The organism is Thauera sp. 2A1 (assembly GCF_009469595.2).
Taxonomy (GTDB): domain Bacteria; phylum Pseudomonadota; class Gammaproteobacteria; order Burkholderiales; family Rhodocyclaceae; genus Thauera.
In genome coordinates, this window is record NZ_SSXV01000021.1 from 22746 (window position 1) to 37940 (window position 15195).

General features: G+C 66.4%; 14 protein-coding genes. 10 read left to right on the forward strand and 4 right to left on the reverse strand.

The window, feature by feature from the left end:
• The first annotated feature begins 4 nt into the window (after positions 1-4).
• From GH664_RS16955 to GH664_RS16995, 9 genes are all read left to right on the forward strand, one after another.
• Positions 5-1234, forward strand: coding sequence for a type II secretion system F family protein (locus GH664_RS16955; protein WP_153169251.1), 1230 nt, complete (start codon positions 5-7; stop codon positions 1232-1234).
• A 63-nt stretch (positions 1235-1297) separates the two neighbouring features.
• A complete protein-coding gene (locus GH664_RS16960) occupies positions 1298-2149 on the forward strand; it encodes an A24 family peptidase (RefSeq protein WP_153169252.1) in 852 nt (283 codons plus the stop codon).
• Between the two features lie 154 nt (positions 2150-2303).
• Positions 2304-2567 carry an FmdB family zinc ribbon protein gene (locus GH664_RS16965; RefSeq protein ID WP_153169253.1) on the forward strand — a complete coding sequence of 88 codons (264 nt, stop codon included), beginning with the start codon at positions 2304-2306 and terminating at the stop codon, positions 2565-2567.
• Between the two features lie 33 nt (positions 2568-2600).
• Positions 2601-3224: a DUF502 domain-containing protein gene (locus tag GH664_RS16970; protein WP_153169254.1), complete on the forward strand. Its 624-nt coding sequence runs from the start codon at positions 2601-2603 to the stop codon at positions 3222-3224.
• 77 nt (positions 3225-3301) lie between these two features.
• Entirely contained in the window at positions 3302-5101 is a 1800-nt protein-coding gene (gene aspS / locus GH664_RS16975) for an aspartate--tRNA ligase (RefSeq protein WP_153169255.1), read from the forward strand.
• A 143-nt stretch (positions 5102-5244) separates the two neighbouring features.
• Positions 5245-6882 carry a response regulator gene (locus GH664_RS16980; protein WP_153169256.1) on the forward strand — a complete coding sequence of 546 codons (1638 nt, stop codon included), beginning with the start codon at positions 5245-5247 and terminating at the stop codon, positions 6880-6882.
• Between the two features lie 27 nt (positions 6883-6909).
• Positions 6910-7317 carry a ribonuclease domain-containing protein gene (locus tag GH664_RS16985; protein ID WP_153169257.1) on the forward strand — a complete coding sequence of 136 codons (408 nt, stop codon included), beginning with the start codon at positions 6910-6912 and terminating at the stop codon, positions 7315-7317.
• The gene (locus tag GH664_RS16990) at positions 7314-7673 is read left to right on the forward strand and encodes a barstar family protein (RefSeq protein ID WP_153169258.1); all 360 of its coding nucleotides are present in this window, start codon (positions 7314-7316) and stop codon (positions 7671-7673) included. Before GH664_RS16985 ends, GH664_RS16990 begins: the two co-directional genes overlap by 4 nt.
• A 119-nt stretch (positions 7674-7792) precedes the next feature.
• Complete coding sequence (locus GH664_RS16995) at positions 7793-8215, forward strand: Hsp20/alpha crystallin family protein (protein WP_153169259.1); 423 nt, start codon at positions 7793-7795, stop codon at positions 8213-8215.
• 72 nt (positions 8216-8287) lie between these two features.
• Here the strand turns inward: GH664_RS16995 and rsmA are convergent, their stop codons facing one another.
• The 4 genes from rsmA to lptD are packed head-to-tail and all read right to left on the reverse strand — an operon-like array spanning position 8288 to position 14051.
• The gene (gene rsmA / locus GH664_RS17000) at positions 8288-9100 is read right to left on the reverse strand and encodes a 16S rRNA (adenine(1518)-N(6)/adenine(1519)-N(6))-dimethyltransferase RsmA (protein WP_153169260.1); all 813 of its coding nucleotides are present in this window, start codon (positions 9098-9100) and stop codon (positions 8288-8290) included.
• Between the two features lie 8 nt (positions 9101-9108).
• Positions 9109-10101 carry a 4-hydroxythreonine-4-phosphate dehydrogenase PdxA gene (gene pdxA / locus GH664_RS17005; protein WP_153169305.1) on the reverse strand — a complete coding sequence of 331 codons (993 nt, stop codon included), beginning with the start codon at positions 10099-10101 and terminating at the stop codon, positions 9109-9111.
• Between the two features lie 11 nt (positions 10102-10112).
• Positions 10113-11429 carry a peptidylprolyl isomerase gene (locus tag GH664_RS17010; RefSeq protein WP_153169261.1) on the reverse strand — a complete coding sequence of 439 codons (1317 nt, stop codon included), beginning with the start codon at positions 11427-11429 and terminating at the stop codon, positions 10113-10115.
• Between the two features lie 45 nt (positions 11430-11474).
• The gene (gene lptD, locus GH664_RS17015; RefSeq protein ID WP_308445469.1) at positions 11475-14051 is read right to left on the reverse strand and encodes an LPS assembly protein LptD; all 2577 of its coding nucleotides are present in this window, start codon (positions 14049-14051) and stop codon (positions 11475-11477) included.
• 94 nt (positions 14052-14145) lie between these two features.
• Between lptD and GH664_RS17020 the strand changes: the two genes are divergently transcribed.
• Entirely contained in the window at positions 14146-15186 is a 1041-nt protein-coding gene (locus GH664_RS17020) for an aminoglycoside phosphotransferase family protein (RefSeq protein WP_153169262.1), read from the forward strand.
• The last annotated feature ends 9 nt before the right edge of the window (positions 15187-15195 follow it).

Below are 15195 nucleotides of genomic sequence, written 5' to 3' on the forward strand. Positions count from 1 at the left end.
ACCTATGGCCACAGCTAGCCGCGCGGCGCGCGTCACTCCACCCAAGGAAGACCTGTACAACTGGGAGGGCAAGGACAAGACCGGCAAGGTGGTGCGCGGCGAGATGCGTGCGACCGGCGAGACCGTCGTGCATGCGACGCTGCGCCGCCAGGGCATCCTCGTCACCCGGATCAAGAAGCAGGCGCTGTCGCGCGGCGGGCGCATCGGCGAGAAGGACATCGCGCTCTTCACTCGCCAGTTGGCCACGATGATGAAATCGGGCGTACCGCTGCTGCAGGCCTTCGACATCGGCATCAAGGGCTCGGGCAATCCGGCGCTCGCCAGGCTGCTCAACGACATCCGCAGCGATGTCGAGACGGGCTCCAGCCTGTCGCAGGCCTTCGCCAAGCATCCGGTGCAGTTCGACCGTCTGTTCGTGAACCTGGTGGCCGCCGGCGAACAGGCCGGCATCCTCGACAACCTGCTCGACCGCATCGCGACCTACAAGGAAAAGATCATCGCGATCAAAGGCAAGATCAAGTCGGCCCTGTTCTACCCGGCCGCCGTAGTGGTCGTTGCCGCCCTGGTCGTTTCCGTGATGATGCTGTTCGTGATCCCAGAGTTCAAGAACGTGTTCACCAGCTTCGGCGCGGACCTCCCGGGGCCGACGCTGCTCGTGATCGGCATGTCCGACTTCTTCGTCAAATACTGGTATGTGCTGTTCGGCCTGGTGATCGCCGTGATCGCAGGCATCATCTTCACCTACAAACGCTCGCAGGCGGTGCAGATCGCCGTCGACCGCATGATCCTGAAGCTGCCGGTGGTCGGCGACATCGTGCGCAAGGCGACCGTCGCGCGCTGGACACGCACCCTGTCGACGATGTTCGCCGCCGGCGTACCGCTCGTCGAGGCGCTGGACTCGGTCGGCGGCGCTTCCGGGAACCATGTCTATGTCACGGCGACGCGCGAGATCCAGAGCGAGGTCAGCACCGGCAGCAGCCTCACTGTTGCGATGCAGAACTCGCGCGTGTTCCCCAGCATGGTGGTGCAGATGGTGTCGATCGGCGAGGAATCCGGCCAACTCGACTCGATGCTCAGCAAGGTGGCCGACTTCTTCGAGCAGGAGGTCGACGACGCGGTGGCCGGCCTGTCGCAACTGCTCGAGCCCTTGATCATGGTCTTCCTCGGCACCGTCATCGGCGGCCTGGTCGTCGCGATGTACCTGCCGATCTTCAAGCTCGGCTCGGTGGTCTGAAAGCCGCTTCCACTCACCGGCCGTCCGCGCGCAGGCGGGGCGGCCCCCAGCCCTCCTCGCCCGATGCTCGACTTCCTCCGCGACCCTGCCGCCTTCGTTCCCCTCGCGTCGCTGATCGGCCTGTTCGTGGGCAGCTTCCTCAACGTCGTGATCCACCGCCTGCCCAGGATGATGGAGCACGACTGGCACGCGCAGGCGGCGGAACTGCGTGGCGAGCCGCCGCCGCAGACCGAGCGCTTCAATCTCGCCGTGCCGCGGTCGCGTTGCCCGCATTGCGGCCATCTGGTCACTGCGCTGGAGAACATTCCCGTCATCAGTTACGTGGTGCTGCGCGGGCGATGCAGCCACTGCGGCGCGCCCATCGGCAAACGCTACCCGGTGGTCGAGGTATTGACGGCCGCGCTTTCGGGCTACGCCGCCTGGCATTTCGGCTTCGGCATCGCCGCCCTGGGTGCGCTGCTCTTCCTGTGGGCGATGATCGCGCTCGCCTTCATTGACCTCGACACCCAGTTGCTGCCCGACGACCTGACGCTGCCCTTGTTGTGGCTGGGGCTGGCGCTCAACCTCGGCGCCACGTATGCGAGCCTGGGCAGCGCGGTGATCGGGGCGATGACCGGCTACCTGGCGCTGTGGACGATCTACTGGCTGTTCCGGCTCGCCACCGGCAAGGAAGGCATGGGCTACGGCGACTTCAAGCTGCTTGCTGCCATCGGTGCGTGGCTTGGGTGGCAGATGTTGCCGCTCACCATCCTGCTGTCGTCGGTGGTGGGGGCCGTCGTCGGAATCAGCCTGATCGTGTTCGCGCGCCATGGCCGCAACGTCCCGATTCCCTTCGGCCCCTATCTCGCCGCGGCCGGCGTGATTGCCCTGTTCTGGGGGCGGGAGATCACCAGCCGCTACCTTGGCGCCTCCTGAGGCGGGACATTCGCGCACCGCGACGCCTGCCCGCAGGCTTGAAAAACGACGCACGCGCCCCCAACTTGGTCGCGCGTGCGGCGCGTGCCGGACGCGGCTTTTTCCTTATGCTGCATTGCGTTAGACTTGCGCACTTGCCTTTCGGGAGCTTGTCATGCCCATTTACGAATATCGTTGCGACGCCTGTGGATTCCAGAAGGAACACATGCAGAAGATGAGCGATGCGCCGCTCTCCACCTGCCCGTCCTGCGGCAAGGAAACCTACACCAAGCTGTTGTCCGCAGCCGGCTTCCAGCTCAAGGGCAGCGGCTGGTACGCCACCGACTTCAAAGGCGGAAGCGGTGCCAAGGCTTCTTCCACCAGCGAGAGCAGTGCCCCCGCCCACAGTTGCGGCGGTGGCGGCTGCGGCTGCCACTGACTGACACGACGCGACATCGACAAAGACCACTACGTGAAGAAATACTTCATCACCGGCCTGCTGATCTGGATTCCTCTGGCGATCACCTTCATGGTGCTCGCCTGGATCGTCGGCACGCTCGACCAGATCATCCTGCTGCTGCCGAATGGCCTGCACCCGCGCGAGATCTTCGGTTTCAACGTTCCCGGCCTCGGCGTCCTGCTGACGCTGTTCATCGTGTTCAGCACCGGACTGATCGCCGCCAACGTGCTCGGCCAGAAGCTGGTGCAGGTCTGGGAAGCGATGCTGTCGCGCATCCCGGTGGTGAAGTCGATCTACTACAGCGTCAAACAGGTCTCGGACACGCTGTTCTCGAGCAGCGGCCAGGCGTTCCGCAAGGCGTTGCTGGTGCAGTATCCGCGCGAGGGTTCATGGACGATCGCCTTCCTGACCGGCAAGCCGGGCGGGGATGCGGCAAACCACCTCGAGGGCGAATTCGTCAGCGTGTACGTGCCTACCACGCCCAACCCGACTTCCGGCTTCTTCCTGATGATGCCCGCGAACGACGTCGTCGAGCTCGAGATGAGCGTCGACGAGGCGCTGAAGTACATCATCTCGATGGGCGTGGTCGCGCCGCCACAGCGCAAGCCGGTGCGCACTGCGGCCCTGCTCGACTGACCTGCCCCGCTCAAGCGCATCAACACTTCCCGGCGCGACATCGGTCGCGCCCCCACGAAACCTCACCAGTCCAAACCATGCGAACTCACTACTGCGGCAAGGTCACCGCCGCCGACCTCGACCAGATCGTCACCATTTGCGGCTGGGTACATCGTCGCCGCGACCACGGCGGCGTCATCTTCATCGACCTGCGCGACCGCGAGGGCCTGGTGCAGGTGGTATGCGACCCCGACCGCGCCGAGATGTTCAAGATCGCCGAATCCGTGCGCAACGAGTTCGTGCTGAAGATGAGCGGCAAGGTCCGCCGCCGTCCGGCCGGCACCGAGAACGCCAACCTGACCTCGGGCGAGATCGAGATCTTGTGCCACGACATCGAGGTGCTCAACGCCGCCGCCACGCCGCCCTTCCAGCTCGACGACGAGAACCTCTCGGAGACGGTGCGCCTGACCAACCGCGTCATCGACCTGCGTCGCCCGCAGATGCAGAAGAACCTGATGCTGCGCTACAAGACCACGATGGCCTTCCGCCGCTTCCTCGACGGCGCCGGCTTCATCGACGTCGAGACGCCGATGCTGACCAAGAGCACGCCGGAAGGCGCGCGCGACTACCTGGTGCCCTCGCGCGTGCACCCAGGCCAGTTCTTCGCGCTGCCGCAGTCGCCCCAGCTCTTCAAGCAGCTGCTGATGGTCGCCGGCTACGACCGCTACTACCAGATCGTCAAGTGCTTCCGCGACGAGGACCTGCGCGCCGACCGTCAGCCCGAGTTCACCCAGGTCGATCTGGAGACCTCGTTCATGGACGAGCACCAGATCACCGCGCTGGTCGAGGAGATGATCCGCTTCGTGTTCAAGGAGGCGATGGACGTCGAGCTGCCCGCGCCCTTCCCGCGCATGACCTACGCCGAGGCGATGCGCCGCTACGGCTCGGACAAGCCCGACCTGCGCGTCACGCTCGAACTCACCGACGTCACCGATGCGGTGCAGGACGTCGCCTTCAAGGTCTTCAGCGGCCCCGCCACCTCGGGCGGCCGCGTCGCCGCGATGCGCGTGCCGGGCGGCAACAGCCTGACCCGCGGCGAGATCGACGAATACACCAAGTTCGTCGGCATCTACGGTGCCAAAGGCCTGGCCTACATCAAGGTCAATGACGTCACCCAGCCCAACGAGCAGGGCCTGCAGTCACCGATCGTCAAGAACCTGCACGAGACCGCGCTGCGCACCATCCTGGAGCGCACCGGCGCGCAGTCGGGCGACCTGATCTTCTTCGGTGCCGACAAGACCAAGGTGGTCAATGACGCCATGGGCGCGCTGCGCATCAAGCTCGGTCACGAGAAGGGCTATGTGACCGGCGAGGCCTGGCGTCCGCTGTGGGTGGTCGACTTCCCGATGTTCGAGTACGACGAGGACGACAAGCGCTGGACCGCCTGTCACCACCCCTTCACCAGCCCCAAGGACGAGCACATCGACCTGCTCGAATCCAACCCGGGCGAGTGCCTGGCCAAGGCCTACGACCTGGCGTTGAACGGCTGGGAGATCGGCGGCGGCTCGGTGCGTATCCACCGCGCCGACGTGCAGGCGCGCGTGTTCGAGGCGCTCAACATCGGCCCCGAGGAGCAGCAGGCCAAGTTCGGTTTCCTGCTCGACGCGCTCAAGTACGGCGCGCCGCCGCATGGCGGCCTGGCCTTCGGTCTGGATCGCATCGTCACCATGATGACCGGCGCCGAGTCCATCCGCGACGTCATCGCCTTTCCCAAGACCCAGCGCGCTCAATGCCTGCTCACCGATGCGCCGAGCGGTGTGGACGAGAAGCAGTTGCGCGAGTTGCACATCCGTCTGCGCCAGAAGGTGGAAACCCAGGTCGAGGTCGGCAAGAGCTGAGCGGGTCGCCGCGGGTCCGATCGAAAAGCGGATGGGTGATCCATCCGCTTTTTTTTCGCGGTCACCTGCCGCTTCAGCAAGCGGCATCGATGCCGTAATCTTGTCATCGGCCTACCCGCCGCATAGAGTCCAAGCCCGCGCCCATGCCTCTTTCCGAATCGACCAGCGTCCTCGTCGTCGAAAGCCAGCCCACCATGCGCGCGCAATTGCGCACGATGCTGGCATCCATCGGCCTGGATGCGGCGCAGTTCGCGAGTTCCGCGAACGTCGCGATGCGGCGGCTGCGCGAGCGGCGTTATGAGCTCATCCTGTGCGAATACCATCTGGGCGACGGTCAGGACGGCCAGCACTTGCTCGAGGACCTGCGCCAGCACGAGATCATTCCACTCGACGCGCTGTTCGTGATGATCAGCGGCGAGATGAACTACGCGCGCGTCGTCAGCACCTGCGAACTGGCACCGAACGACTACATCCTCAAGCCGCTCACCGCCGAGACGCTGCGTGTGCGTCTGCAGCGCGCCTTCGACAAGCGTGACGCCTTCCTGCCCGCGTGGCAGGCCATCGGCATCGGCGACACCGTCAGCGCCATCGCGCACTGCCGGGAAGGCTGCGAGACCTATCCACAGTACCAGATCGATTTCCTGCGACTGCAGGCGGAGCTGCACCTGTCCATCGGCCAGTTCGAGCAGGCCGAGAACCTGTATCACAGGATCCTCGACATCAAGACCATTCCCTGGGCCGAACTCGGGCTTGCGCGCACGCTGATGCTGCGCAAACGCTACCAGGAGGCGGAGGACATCCTCGTCCGCCTGGTGGGCGCGCATGAGCGCTTCATCGAAGCCTACGAGCTGTTGACGCAACTGCGCGAGGACACCGGCCGCACTGCCGCCGCGCACGAGACCCTGCTCGTCGCGACCGAACGCTCGCCCTATCGCATCAAGCGCCTGCGGCACCTCGGCGAGCTGTCGCTGGCAGTGGGCGACGCCGCCGCCGCCGAAACCACCTTCGCCGAGGTGGTGCGCAAGGGCAAGTATTCAGAGTTTGCCGACCCCGAGGATCACGTGCGCCTGGTTCAGGCGCAGCTCGCGCAGATGAAGCTGGAGCAGGCCGGCAACAGCATCGCCGACCTCGACCGGAGCATGGGGCGCCAGCCCCGCGGCGAGCTGTGCAAGGCGCTGAGCACCGCCCTTCTGCACGCGCGCTCGGGGGACCTGGAGCGCGCCCGCGAGGCGCTGCAGCAGGCCTCGCGCGCCAGCCGCCGGGGCGCCCAGTTGTCGGTGGGCCTGCGGCAGGAACTGGTGAAAGCCTGTTTCGACCATCAGTTGGGCGACGAGGGCAGCGAACTGGTGGTGGACATCCTGCGCACCGCAGCGGACGAACGCTCCATCGAGAGCACGCGCGAACTGCTCAAGGCGCGCGGCCTGGAGAATCTGTCGCGGCAGATCGAGGCGCGCGTGCAGGCGGAGGTCAAGTCGCTGATCACCGTGGGTGCGGAAAAGGCGCGCGCCGGTGACTTCGACGGCGCTGTCGCCGAGATGATGAACGCTGCCCGCAAGATGCCGGGCAACCCGCAGGTGCTGTTCAATGCGGCACTTGCGCTGATGCGCCATATCGAGCACCGCGGCTGGAACGACGCCTTCGCCGCGCAAGCGCGCAGCCTGATCGACCGCGCCCGCAAGCTGTCGCCAGCAAGCCCGCGACTGGCCGCGCTGACGGAGTTCATGCATCAACAGATCAAGCGCTACGGCATACGCCCTGGCCGTATCATGGCGCGGACCTGAGCCCCGCCAAAAGTTCGTTCATCCGACATGGCCCGACACCTCCTCACCCGCCTGATCACCCGCCTGCTGTGGCTATTCCTGCTCGTCGGTCTCACCGCCGGCTGCGGGCCTGCGGCCTCCGACGGCAGCGCCGGCCCAGCCGCACGTGCCCAGTCTGCGACGCCGCGCGGCCTTCCGCCCGAGGCGCTGGAGACGCTCGCCCTGATCCAGCGCGGCGGCCCCTTCCCGTATCGCAAGGACGGCACCATCTTCCAGAACCGCGAGCGCCTGCTGCCCGCCATGCCACGCGGCTACTACCGCGAATACACCGTGCCGACACCCGGCTCGCAACACAGAGGCGCGCGCCGCATCATCAGCGGCGGCAATCCCCCCGAGGTGTACTACTACACTGCAGACCACTATCGAAGCTTCCGCCGCATCGAGCCTCTTCCATGAGCACGCCCTCTTCCGCCCATTCTGCGACGCCGGGCGCCGCCCTCGTCGCCATCGAGCTTGCCGGCTGCCGCACCAAGGCCGAGTTGCTGTCGCGCATTGCCACGGCAATGCGCTTTCCGCCCTGGTTCGGGCACAACTGGGATGCACTGGCCGACTGCCTGACGGACCTCTCCTGGCTGCCGGCGCCTGCCTACGTGATCGAGCTGCAGCACCTGGGCGATCTGCGCGCAGCGGCGCCCGAGGTGGTTGCGACCCTGCTCGAGATCCTCGCCGATGCGGCCGCCTACTGGGCCGACCAGGGGATCGGCTTCAGTCTCGCCGGCGACGAGCCGACGCGCTCGACACCCGCTTCCTGAGCCAGGTCAAAGTCTGTCCGCTTCCCCCTTGAAAACGCGTACTCCGCGCCTATATTCCTGTTGAAGCCGGATTTCCGGCAGATTTCAGGCAAGGCCTTCCATGCAAAGGAGAGTGAGACATGAGCAACATCACGCGTCGTGACCCTCTTGACGACTTCTTCCGCGGCTTCTTCGTGCGCCCCGTCGATTTCGGCACCGGGGACATGACGACCGAGGCACCGCAGATGCGGGTGGACGTGAAGGAAAATCCGGATGCCTACGAAGTGCACGCCGAATTGCCCGGCATGAAGAAGGAAGACATCCATGTGCACATCGACGGCCCGGTGGTGTCGATCAGCGCAGAGCGCAAGCAGGAGAAGGAAGTGAAGGAAGGCGAGCGCGTACTGCGGACCGAGCGCTACTTCGGCAAGGTGTCGCGCAGCTTCCAGCTCGGCCAGGACGTAGACGAATCCAGGGCGACGGCGAAATTCAACGACGGCGTGCTTGCGCTGACGCTGCCGAAGAAAGCCGAAGCACAGGCGAAACGGCTGACGATCGACTGACGACCGACACTCGCTTGCCGTCGCAAAGGCCCGCCGGTCCTCGATCGGCGGGCCTTCTTGCGTCGGGACGGATCACCGCGCCGCGCAGTGGTTGGCGATGGCGACGAAATCGGCAACGGACAGGCGCTCGCCGCGCAGGCCGGGGTCCAGCCCCAGGGCGGCGAAATCCTCGTCGTCCATGAAGTCGCGCAAGGTGTTCTTCAGCGTCTTGCGCCGCTGGCCGAAGGCCGCGGTGACGATGCGGCCCAGCAGGGCATGGTCCGAGGCGCCGAGCTGCTCGGGCGGCAGGGGCACCAGGCGCACGATGCTCGACATCACCTTCGGCGCAGGGCGAAACGCCCCCGGCGGCACATCGAAGAGCCGCCCCATGCGGAAGCGGTACTGCAGCATCACCGACAGGCGTCCGTACTCCTCGGTCCCCGGTTCGGCCACCATGCGCATCACGACCTCCTTCTGCAGCATGAAGGTCATGTCCTTGACCCGCTCCGCGAATTCGGCGAGGTGGAACAGGATGGGGGTCGAGATGTTGTAGGGCAGGTTGCCGACGATGCGCAGTCCGGGAGGCGCTTCGCCGCCGCCCCCGCCAACGAGGGCGCCGAAATCGAATTTCAGCGCGTCGCCTTCGTGGATCGTGATCTGATCCGGAGTCCAGGATTCACGCAGGCGCGCGATCAGGTCGCGGTCGATCTCGACCACGTGGAGGTGGCCAAGGCGTTCGATCAAGGGCATGGTCATCGCCCCCAGCCCAGGGCCGATCTCCACCATGCACTCGCCCGGTTGCGGCCGGATGGCGTCGATGATGCGCCGGATGATGTTCGGGTCCGACAGGAAGTTCTGGCCAAAGCGCTTGCGCGCGCGGTGACCGTCGGTGTTTCTGTCCTGCATGCCGATCCTCAATGTGCCGCAGCGCTTGCGCCGCCGGCCGCCGACATGGCCAGCGCGAGCTCGACGGCAGCATACAGGCTGCCGGGGTCGGCCCGCCCCGTCCCGGCAAGATCGAAGGCCGTACCGTGGTCCACCGAGGTGCGGATGATCGGCAGCCCGAGCGTCACATTGACCCCGCCGCCGAAGCTGGCGTGCTTGAGCACCGGCAGGCCCTGGTCGTGGTACATCGCCAGCACCGCATCGCCGGTCGACAGCGTGTGCGGCACGAAAAGCGTGTCGGCCGGCAGCGGCCCGACGAGCTGCATGCCCTCGGCACGCAAGCGCTCGAGCACCGGGGCAATGACCTCGATTTCCTCGCGCCCGAGGTGCCCACCCTCGCCCGCGTGCGGGTTGAGCCCGGCCACCAGGACGCGGGGCGCGGCGAGTTCGAAGCGGCGGACCAGATCGCCATGCAGGATGCGGAGCGTCTGTTCCACCGCCTCCTGCGTGATCGCCGCCGGGACCGCCGACAGCGGAAGGTGGGTCGTGACCAGCGCGACACGCAGGCCACCGCCGACCAGCATCATCACCACGCGCGGCGTGAGGGTGTGGTCGGCGAGGTACTCGGTATGGCCGGAGAAGGGCACGCCCGCATCGCAGATCACGCCCTTGTGCACCGGCGCGGTGATCATGCCGGCAAATTCGCCGCTGGCACAGCCGGCCAGCGCACGGTCCAGCAGATCGAGCACGTAGCGTGCGTTGGCGGGGTCGGGCATGCCCAGCTTCGACGCCACGGCCAGCGGCAGGTGCAGGACTTCGAGACAGCCTGCCCTCGCGCTCCCCTCGCCTTCATAGCGCTGCACCTCGACCGGCCGGCCCGTCAGCGCAGCGCGCTCCCGGATCAGGTCGATGTCGCCCAGCACCACGAGCCGCGCAGGCCAGTCCTTCTCTGCGAGGCGCGCGCAGAGTTCCGGACCGACACCGGCGGGCTCGCCGCTGGTGACGGCCAGCACCGGCTGCATGGCATCGGCGCTCACTCGCGGCCCAGGCGATTATCGACGTAGGTGCTGTCGCGCAACTGACGCAGCCAGTCCTCGTAAGCCTGCTCCGCCTTGCGTTCGCGCAGGGCGGCGCGCGCAAGGCCGCGCTTGCGCTCGTCGGTGACATCCTGCACGCGGCGCCCCAGCACCTGGATCAGGTGCCAGCCGAACGGCGAGCGCACCGGCTGGCTCACTTCGCCGGGCTTCAGGGCGTTCATCGCGCGCTCGAACTCCGGCACCGTATCGCCCGGATTGACCCAACCCAGATCGCCACCCTTCGCAGCCGAAAGGTCCGCCGAACTCGCCTTCGCCAGTTCGCCGAAATCCGCCCCGTTGACGATGCGCTCGCGCAAGCCGCGCAGCCTCGACTCGGCTTCGGCATCCGACAGCACTTCGGAAGTCTTGACCAGGATATGACGCGCGTGGGTCTGCTCCAGCGTCAGCGCCGCGGTGCCCTCGCCGCCACGCCGATCCATCAGCTTGACGATGTGGATGCCAGCGGCGCTGCGCATCGGCTGGGAGACCTCGCCCGGCTTGAGATTGCGCGCCACCTCGGCGAACAGCGCCGGCACACGGTCCAGGCGACGCCAGCCGAGGCTGCCGCCGTTGATGCCGTCGGGTGCATCGGAGGTCGCCGCAGCGACGCGCGAGAAATCCTCGCCGGCACGCAGACGCGCCATCACCGCTTCGGCCCGCGCGCGGAGCCGCTCGATCTGCTCGGGCGTGGGACGTTCGGGTGCGCCGATCAGGATGTGGGACAGCAGGTACTCCTGATTGGAGAAGGCATCGGGGTTGCTGGCGAGGAAGTTGTCGACTTCCGCATCGGTGACGACCACCTTGTTGTCCACCTCACGCTCGCGCAATCGGGTGAGCAGGATTTCGGTGCGAATCTGGTCGCGGAACTGGGTCCACGAGACGCCGTCCTTTTCCAGCGTCGCGCGCAACTGGTCGATGCCGATCCTGTTGTTCTCGGCGATGCGGGCGATCGCGCGTTCGAGCGTCGCGTCATCGACCCGCAACGACGTGTCACGCGCAAGCTGCAACTGCGCACGCTCGAGGATCAGGCGCTCGAGCACCTGGCGTTCGAGCACGTCGGCCGGCGGCAACTCGACGTTCTGACGCTTCAACTGGCGCGTCGCCTGGTCGACACGCACGCGCAGCTCCTGCCGCGTGATCACTTCGTTATTGACCACGGCAGCGATGCGGTCCACATCCACTGCACGTGGCGCCGCGGCGAGCGGCATGGCGAGCATCGCGCAGGAAAAGCCGATGGCGAGGGCAGCGCAGCTACGTGAAAAGAGTCGGTTCATGTTCGATGGTTGGGTTTGCTGGGGCGAATCGCGCGGGATATCCGGTCAATAGCCGAAGACGCGGTTGGCCGTCGGATCGTTGATCTTGCCATAGCCCGGCACGCTGCGCTTGATCAGGGCCAGCGGACTCGAGCCGATGCTGGTGAGGTCGTTGAATTCGAGCTGGAAGAAAAGAGCCTTGTTCGACTTGTCCGCGGTGAGCGCATAGCGGTGCACGGCCGCGCGGAACACCCAGCAGCCGCCATTGAATTCCAGCCCGCCGATGGCCTCGGTGACACGATCCTCCTTGAGCGAATGCGTGACCCGTCCGACCCCATACCAGTTGTTCCACAAGGGCCACTGCCCCGACACGTCCACATCGCGCAACCCGAGCGTGCCATCGGTGCTGCGCAGGTCGCGCGCATAACGGTAGCTGACGTTGAGCGCCTTGGCGAACTCGGGCTGGTAGCGCAGCGCGGCATTGAAGCGCTCGATCTGGCTGTCGTTGGGGTTGTATTGCAGCAGGGAGTCGACGGAAGTCGTGCGCGTCAGGCGGCCATTGAGCCCACCGAGGATGTCGGCCCGACGGCTGGTACGCGCGACCTCGCCGGCGGTCACGCGCTGATCCTCGAAATAGTAGCGCTGGCCGACGAGGGCGCGGATGCGCTCCGCGCCGGTAGCCGGATCGATGAGTCGCGAGGTCACCGCGGCGGTGAGGTCGTTCGCATCGCCGATGCGGTCGCCGCCGGTATAGCGGTTCTCCGAGAAGATCTGCGCGAAGCCGAAATCGTAGCGGCTGGTGTCGAACAGCGGGATGTCGTCCTGCCGACGATAGGGAACGTTCAGGTAATAGAGTCGCGGTTCGAGCGTCTGCGTGAAGTCGCTGCCGAACAGCGTGGTATCGCGCTCGAAGAACAGGCCGCTGTCGATCGAGAAGATCGGCATCGTGCGCGTGATCGAGTTGCGTTCGCCGGCCACATCCTGCGGCCGCTGCAAGTCGTAGGTCGTCTGATGGATCCCGACCTTGGGCGTAAGGAAATACGCCGCGCCACGAATCGGCAGCGAAACCTGAGGATAGGCCGTCACCCGCGTGCCATCGACCTGATTGTTCTCCGGTCCCTCGAAGCGCACGTACTCGCTGTTGAAGGCGAAAGTCAGCCCGGCCGGAAGGTCGGGACGGAAGGCGTCGAGCTTGAGCTGCGGCAGTCGCCGGTACGGTGAAGCGTTCCTGACCGCGGGGTCGGGGTTCAGGGTCTGGTAGGCCTGCATCAGCGCCGATGCCGTCCACCATCCGCCGCCGGTGTAGACGAGTTGCCCCTGGCGCAACAGGTTCACCCGCGAGGACATCACGATGCGCGAGGACAGATCCTGGAAGTACTGGTCGTCCGAAACGGCATTCACGTCCAGCGCGCCATACAGCGTGGGGGTCAGCCACTGCTGGTGCTGGAAGGAACCCAGCGCGCGCTCCTTGCCGAGCATGCTGTCCTGCGGAAGCCACTCGACGCGGCTCTCCCCGCGATAGGTGTCACCGAGGTAGCGGAATTCGCCGGCAAGCTGCATGCCGCGCTTGGACATCAAGTGCGGCGCGATGGTCGCGTCGTAATTCGGCGCGATGTTCCAGTAGTAGGGCACCGACAGGTCGACGCCCGTCTTGGTCGATACGCCGAAGGTGGGTGGCAGGAAGCCCGACTGCCGCTGAGCGACCAGCGGAAAATCGGCCCAGGGCATCCACAGGATGGGCGTGTCCATGAACACCAGCGACGCGCCGCGAGCGGTGCCGACCTCGCGGTCGTAGTCGAGTTCGAGGTCACGGGCCTTGATGTACCAGTCGGGATCGCTCGCCTGGCAGGTACTCCAGGTCGCGTTCGTGAGCCGGTAATGATTCTCGCCTTCCAGATTCATCAGATCGGCGTGGCCGCTGCCGGACACTGCGCGCGCCGGGCCGCCTGGTTCATCCGCCTCGCGTTCGCGCGTCATCGAATAGGAGGGGGAGTCGAACGCACCCACCTGTTCGCCAACGATGAGCTCGGCATGCGGACCGGTCACCAGCGCAGTGTCCCGCTTCAGTCTCACGTTTCCGTCGGCGATCGCCTGATCGCTCACCTCGCGGTAAGTCACTTTGTCCGCGGTCAGCAGGACGTCGTCGCGCTGCAGTTCGGCCTCACCTTCGGCGACCAGTTCGACGGTACGCGTGCCGCGCAGCCGCAGCGCGGTGATCGAGGTGGCGCCCGGCGCCAGTGCCTCGGACGGACTGGCAGGAGCGGGAGCGGCCACAATGCCCGACGTTCCCGACCCCGCTCGCGCCCCGGGCGCAGCTTCCTTCGCCACCGGCGCGGAGGGCGTTGACGACACGCGCTCACGCGCCGATCCATCCGCCGCCTTCGCAGGAGGCGTCTTGAGCGATCTTGCGTCGACACCCACCGCCGGCAAGCCGGCGCTGGCCGTCCCGGTTCCGGCTACTGCAGGCCCGGGGCTGGCGGCAGGCTGCGGTGCAGGCTGCGATGGTGTCGCCGATGCGCCGCCTCGCACCAGATCTGGCGATACCACGAGCGCAGGCATGTCCGCTGCGCCGAAAGCGCCCGACATCCAGAACAACAACAGGGGGATGGCGCGCAGCCGGGTGTTCAAGACCTTCTCAGACACAGTGCTCCCCGACATTCACAGTGGCAGGCCGCCCACCGGAACGACCGTATTGATAAACTCGCGGATTGTACACGAACGCCCGCGGAGAACCCGTTTGCACCGCCTCGAACAACTGCACGCCTGGCTGGCTTCCGCCATGCCCGGCCGCAACTTCCAGCTCGCCCCCGCCTCGGCCGACGCGAGCTTCCGCCGTTACTTCCGCGTCGCTTTCGATGACGGCACTCCGTCGCGCATCGTCATGGATGCCCCGCCCGCCCACGAGGACTGCCGCCCCTGGCTGCATGTCGCCGACTTGTTCCGCAAGGCCGGCGCCCATGTCCCCGACGTACTGGCGCAGGATCTGGAGCAGGGCTTCCTGCTGCTGTCCGACCTCGGCTCGACCACTTACCTTTCGGCGTTGAAGGCAGAAGGGACACCGCCGCGCGACCCGCAGCGCGTCGCCCACCTGTATGCCGATGCGCTCGGCGCGCTCGCCTCCATCCAGCTCGCCAGCCGCCCGGGCGAGTTACCCGAGTACGATCGGGCGCTGCTGCTGCGCGAGATGATGCTGTTCCCGGAGTGGTACATCGCCCGCCACAAGGACGTGGAACTGAGCAGCACCGAGAGCGCGATGCTGCAGGCCTGCTTCGAGCGCATCCTCACGGCGAACCTCGCCGAGCCGCGCGTCTTCGTGCATCGCGACTTCCATTCGCGCAACCTGATGCTGATCGAGCCCGGCGAAAGCCGGGGCGCCAACCCGGGGGTGATCGACTTCCAGGACGCGGTGTACGGCCCGATCAGCTACGACCTGGTATCGCTGTTCAAGGACGCCTACATCCGCTGGGACGAGGAGTTCGTGCTCGACCTGCTGGTGCGCTACTGGGAGACGGCGCGCAAGCTGGGCCTGCCGGTGCGCGAGGATTTTGCAGACTTCCACCGCGACTACGAGTGGATGGGCGTGCAGCGCCACATCAAGGTGCTGGGCATCTTCGCGCGCCTGTATCACCGCGACGGCAAGGACGGCTACCTGGCCGACATGCCGCTGGTGATGGATTACCTGCGCCGCGCCTGCAAGCGCTACCGCGACCTCGGCCCGCTGCTGAAGCTGCTCGACCGCCTCGAACCCGAGGACGTCCAGGTCGGCTACACCTTCTGACGATGAAGG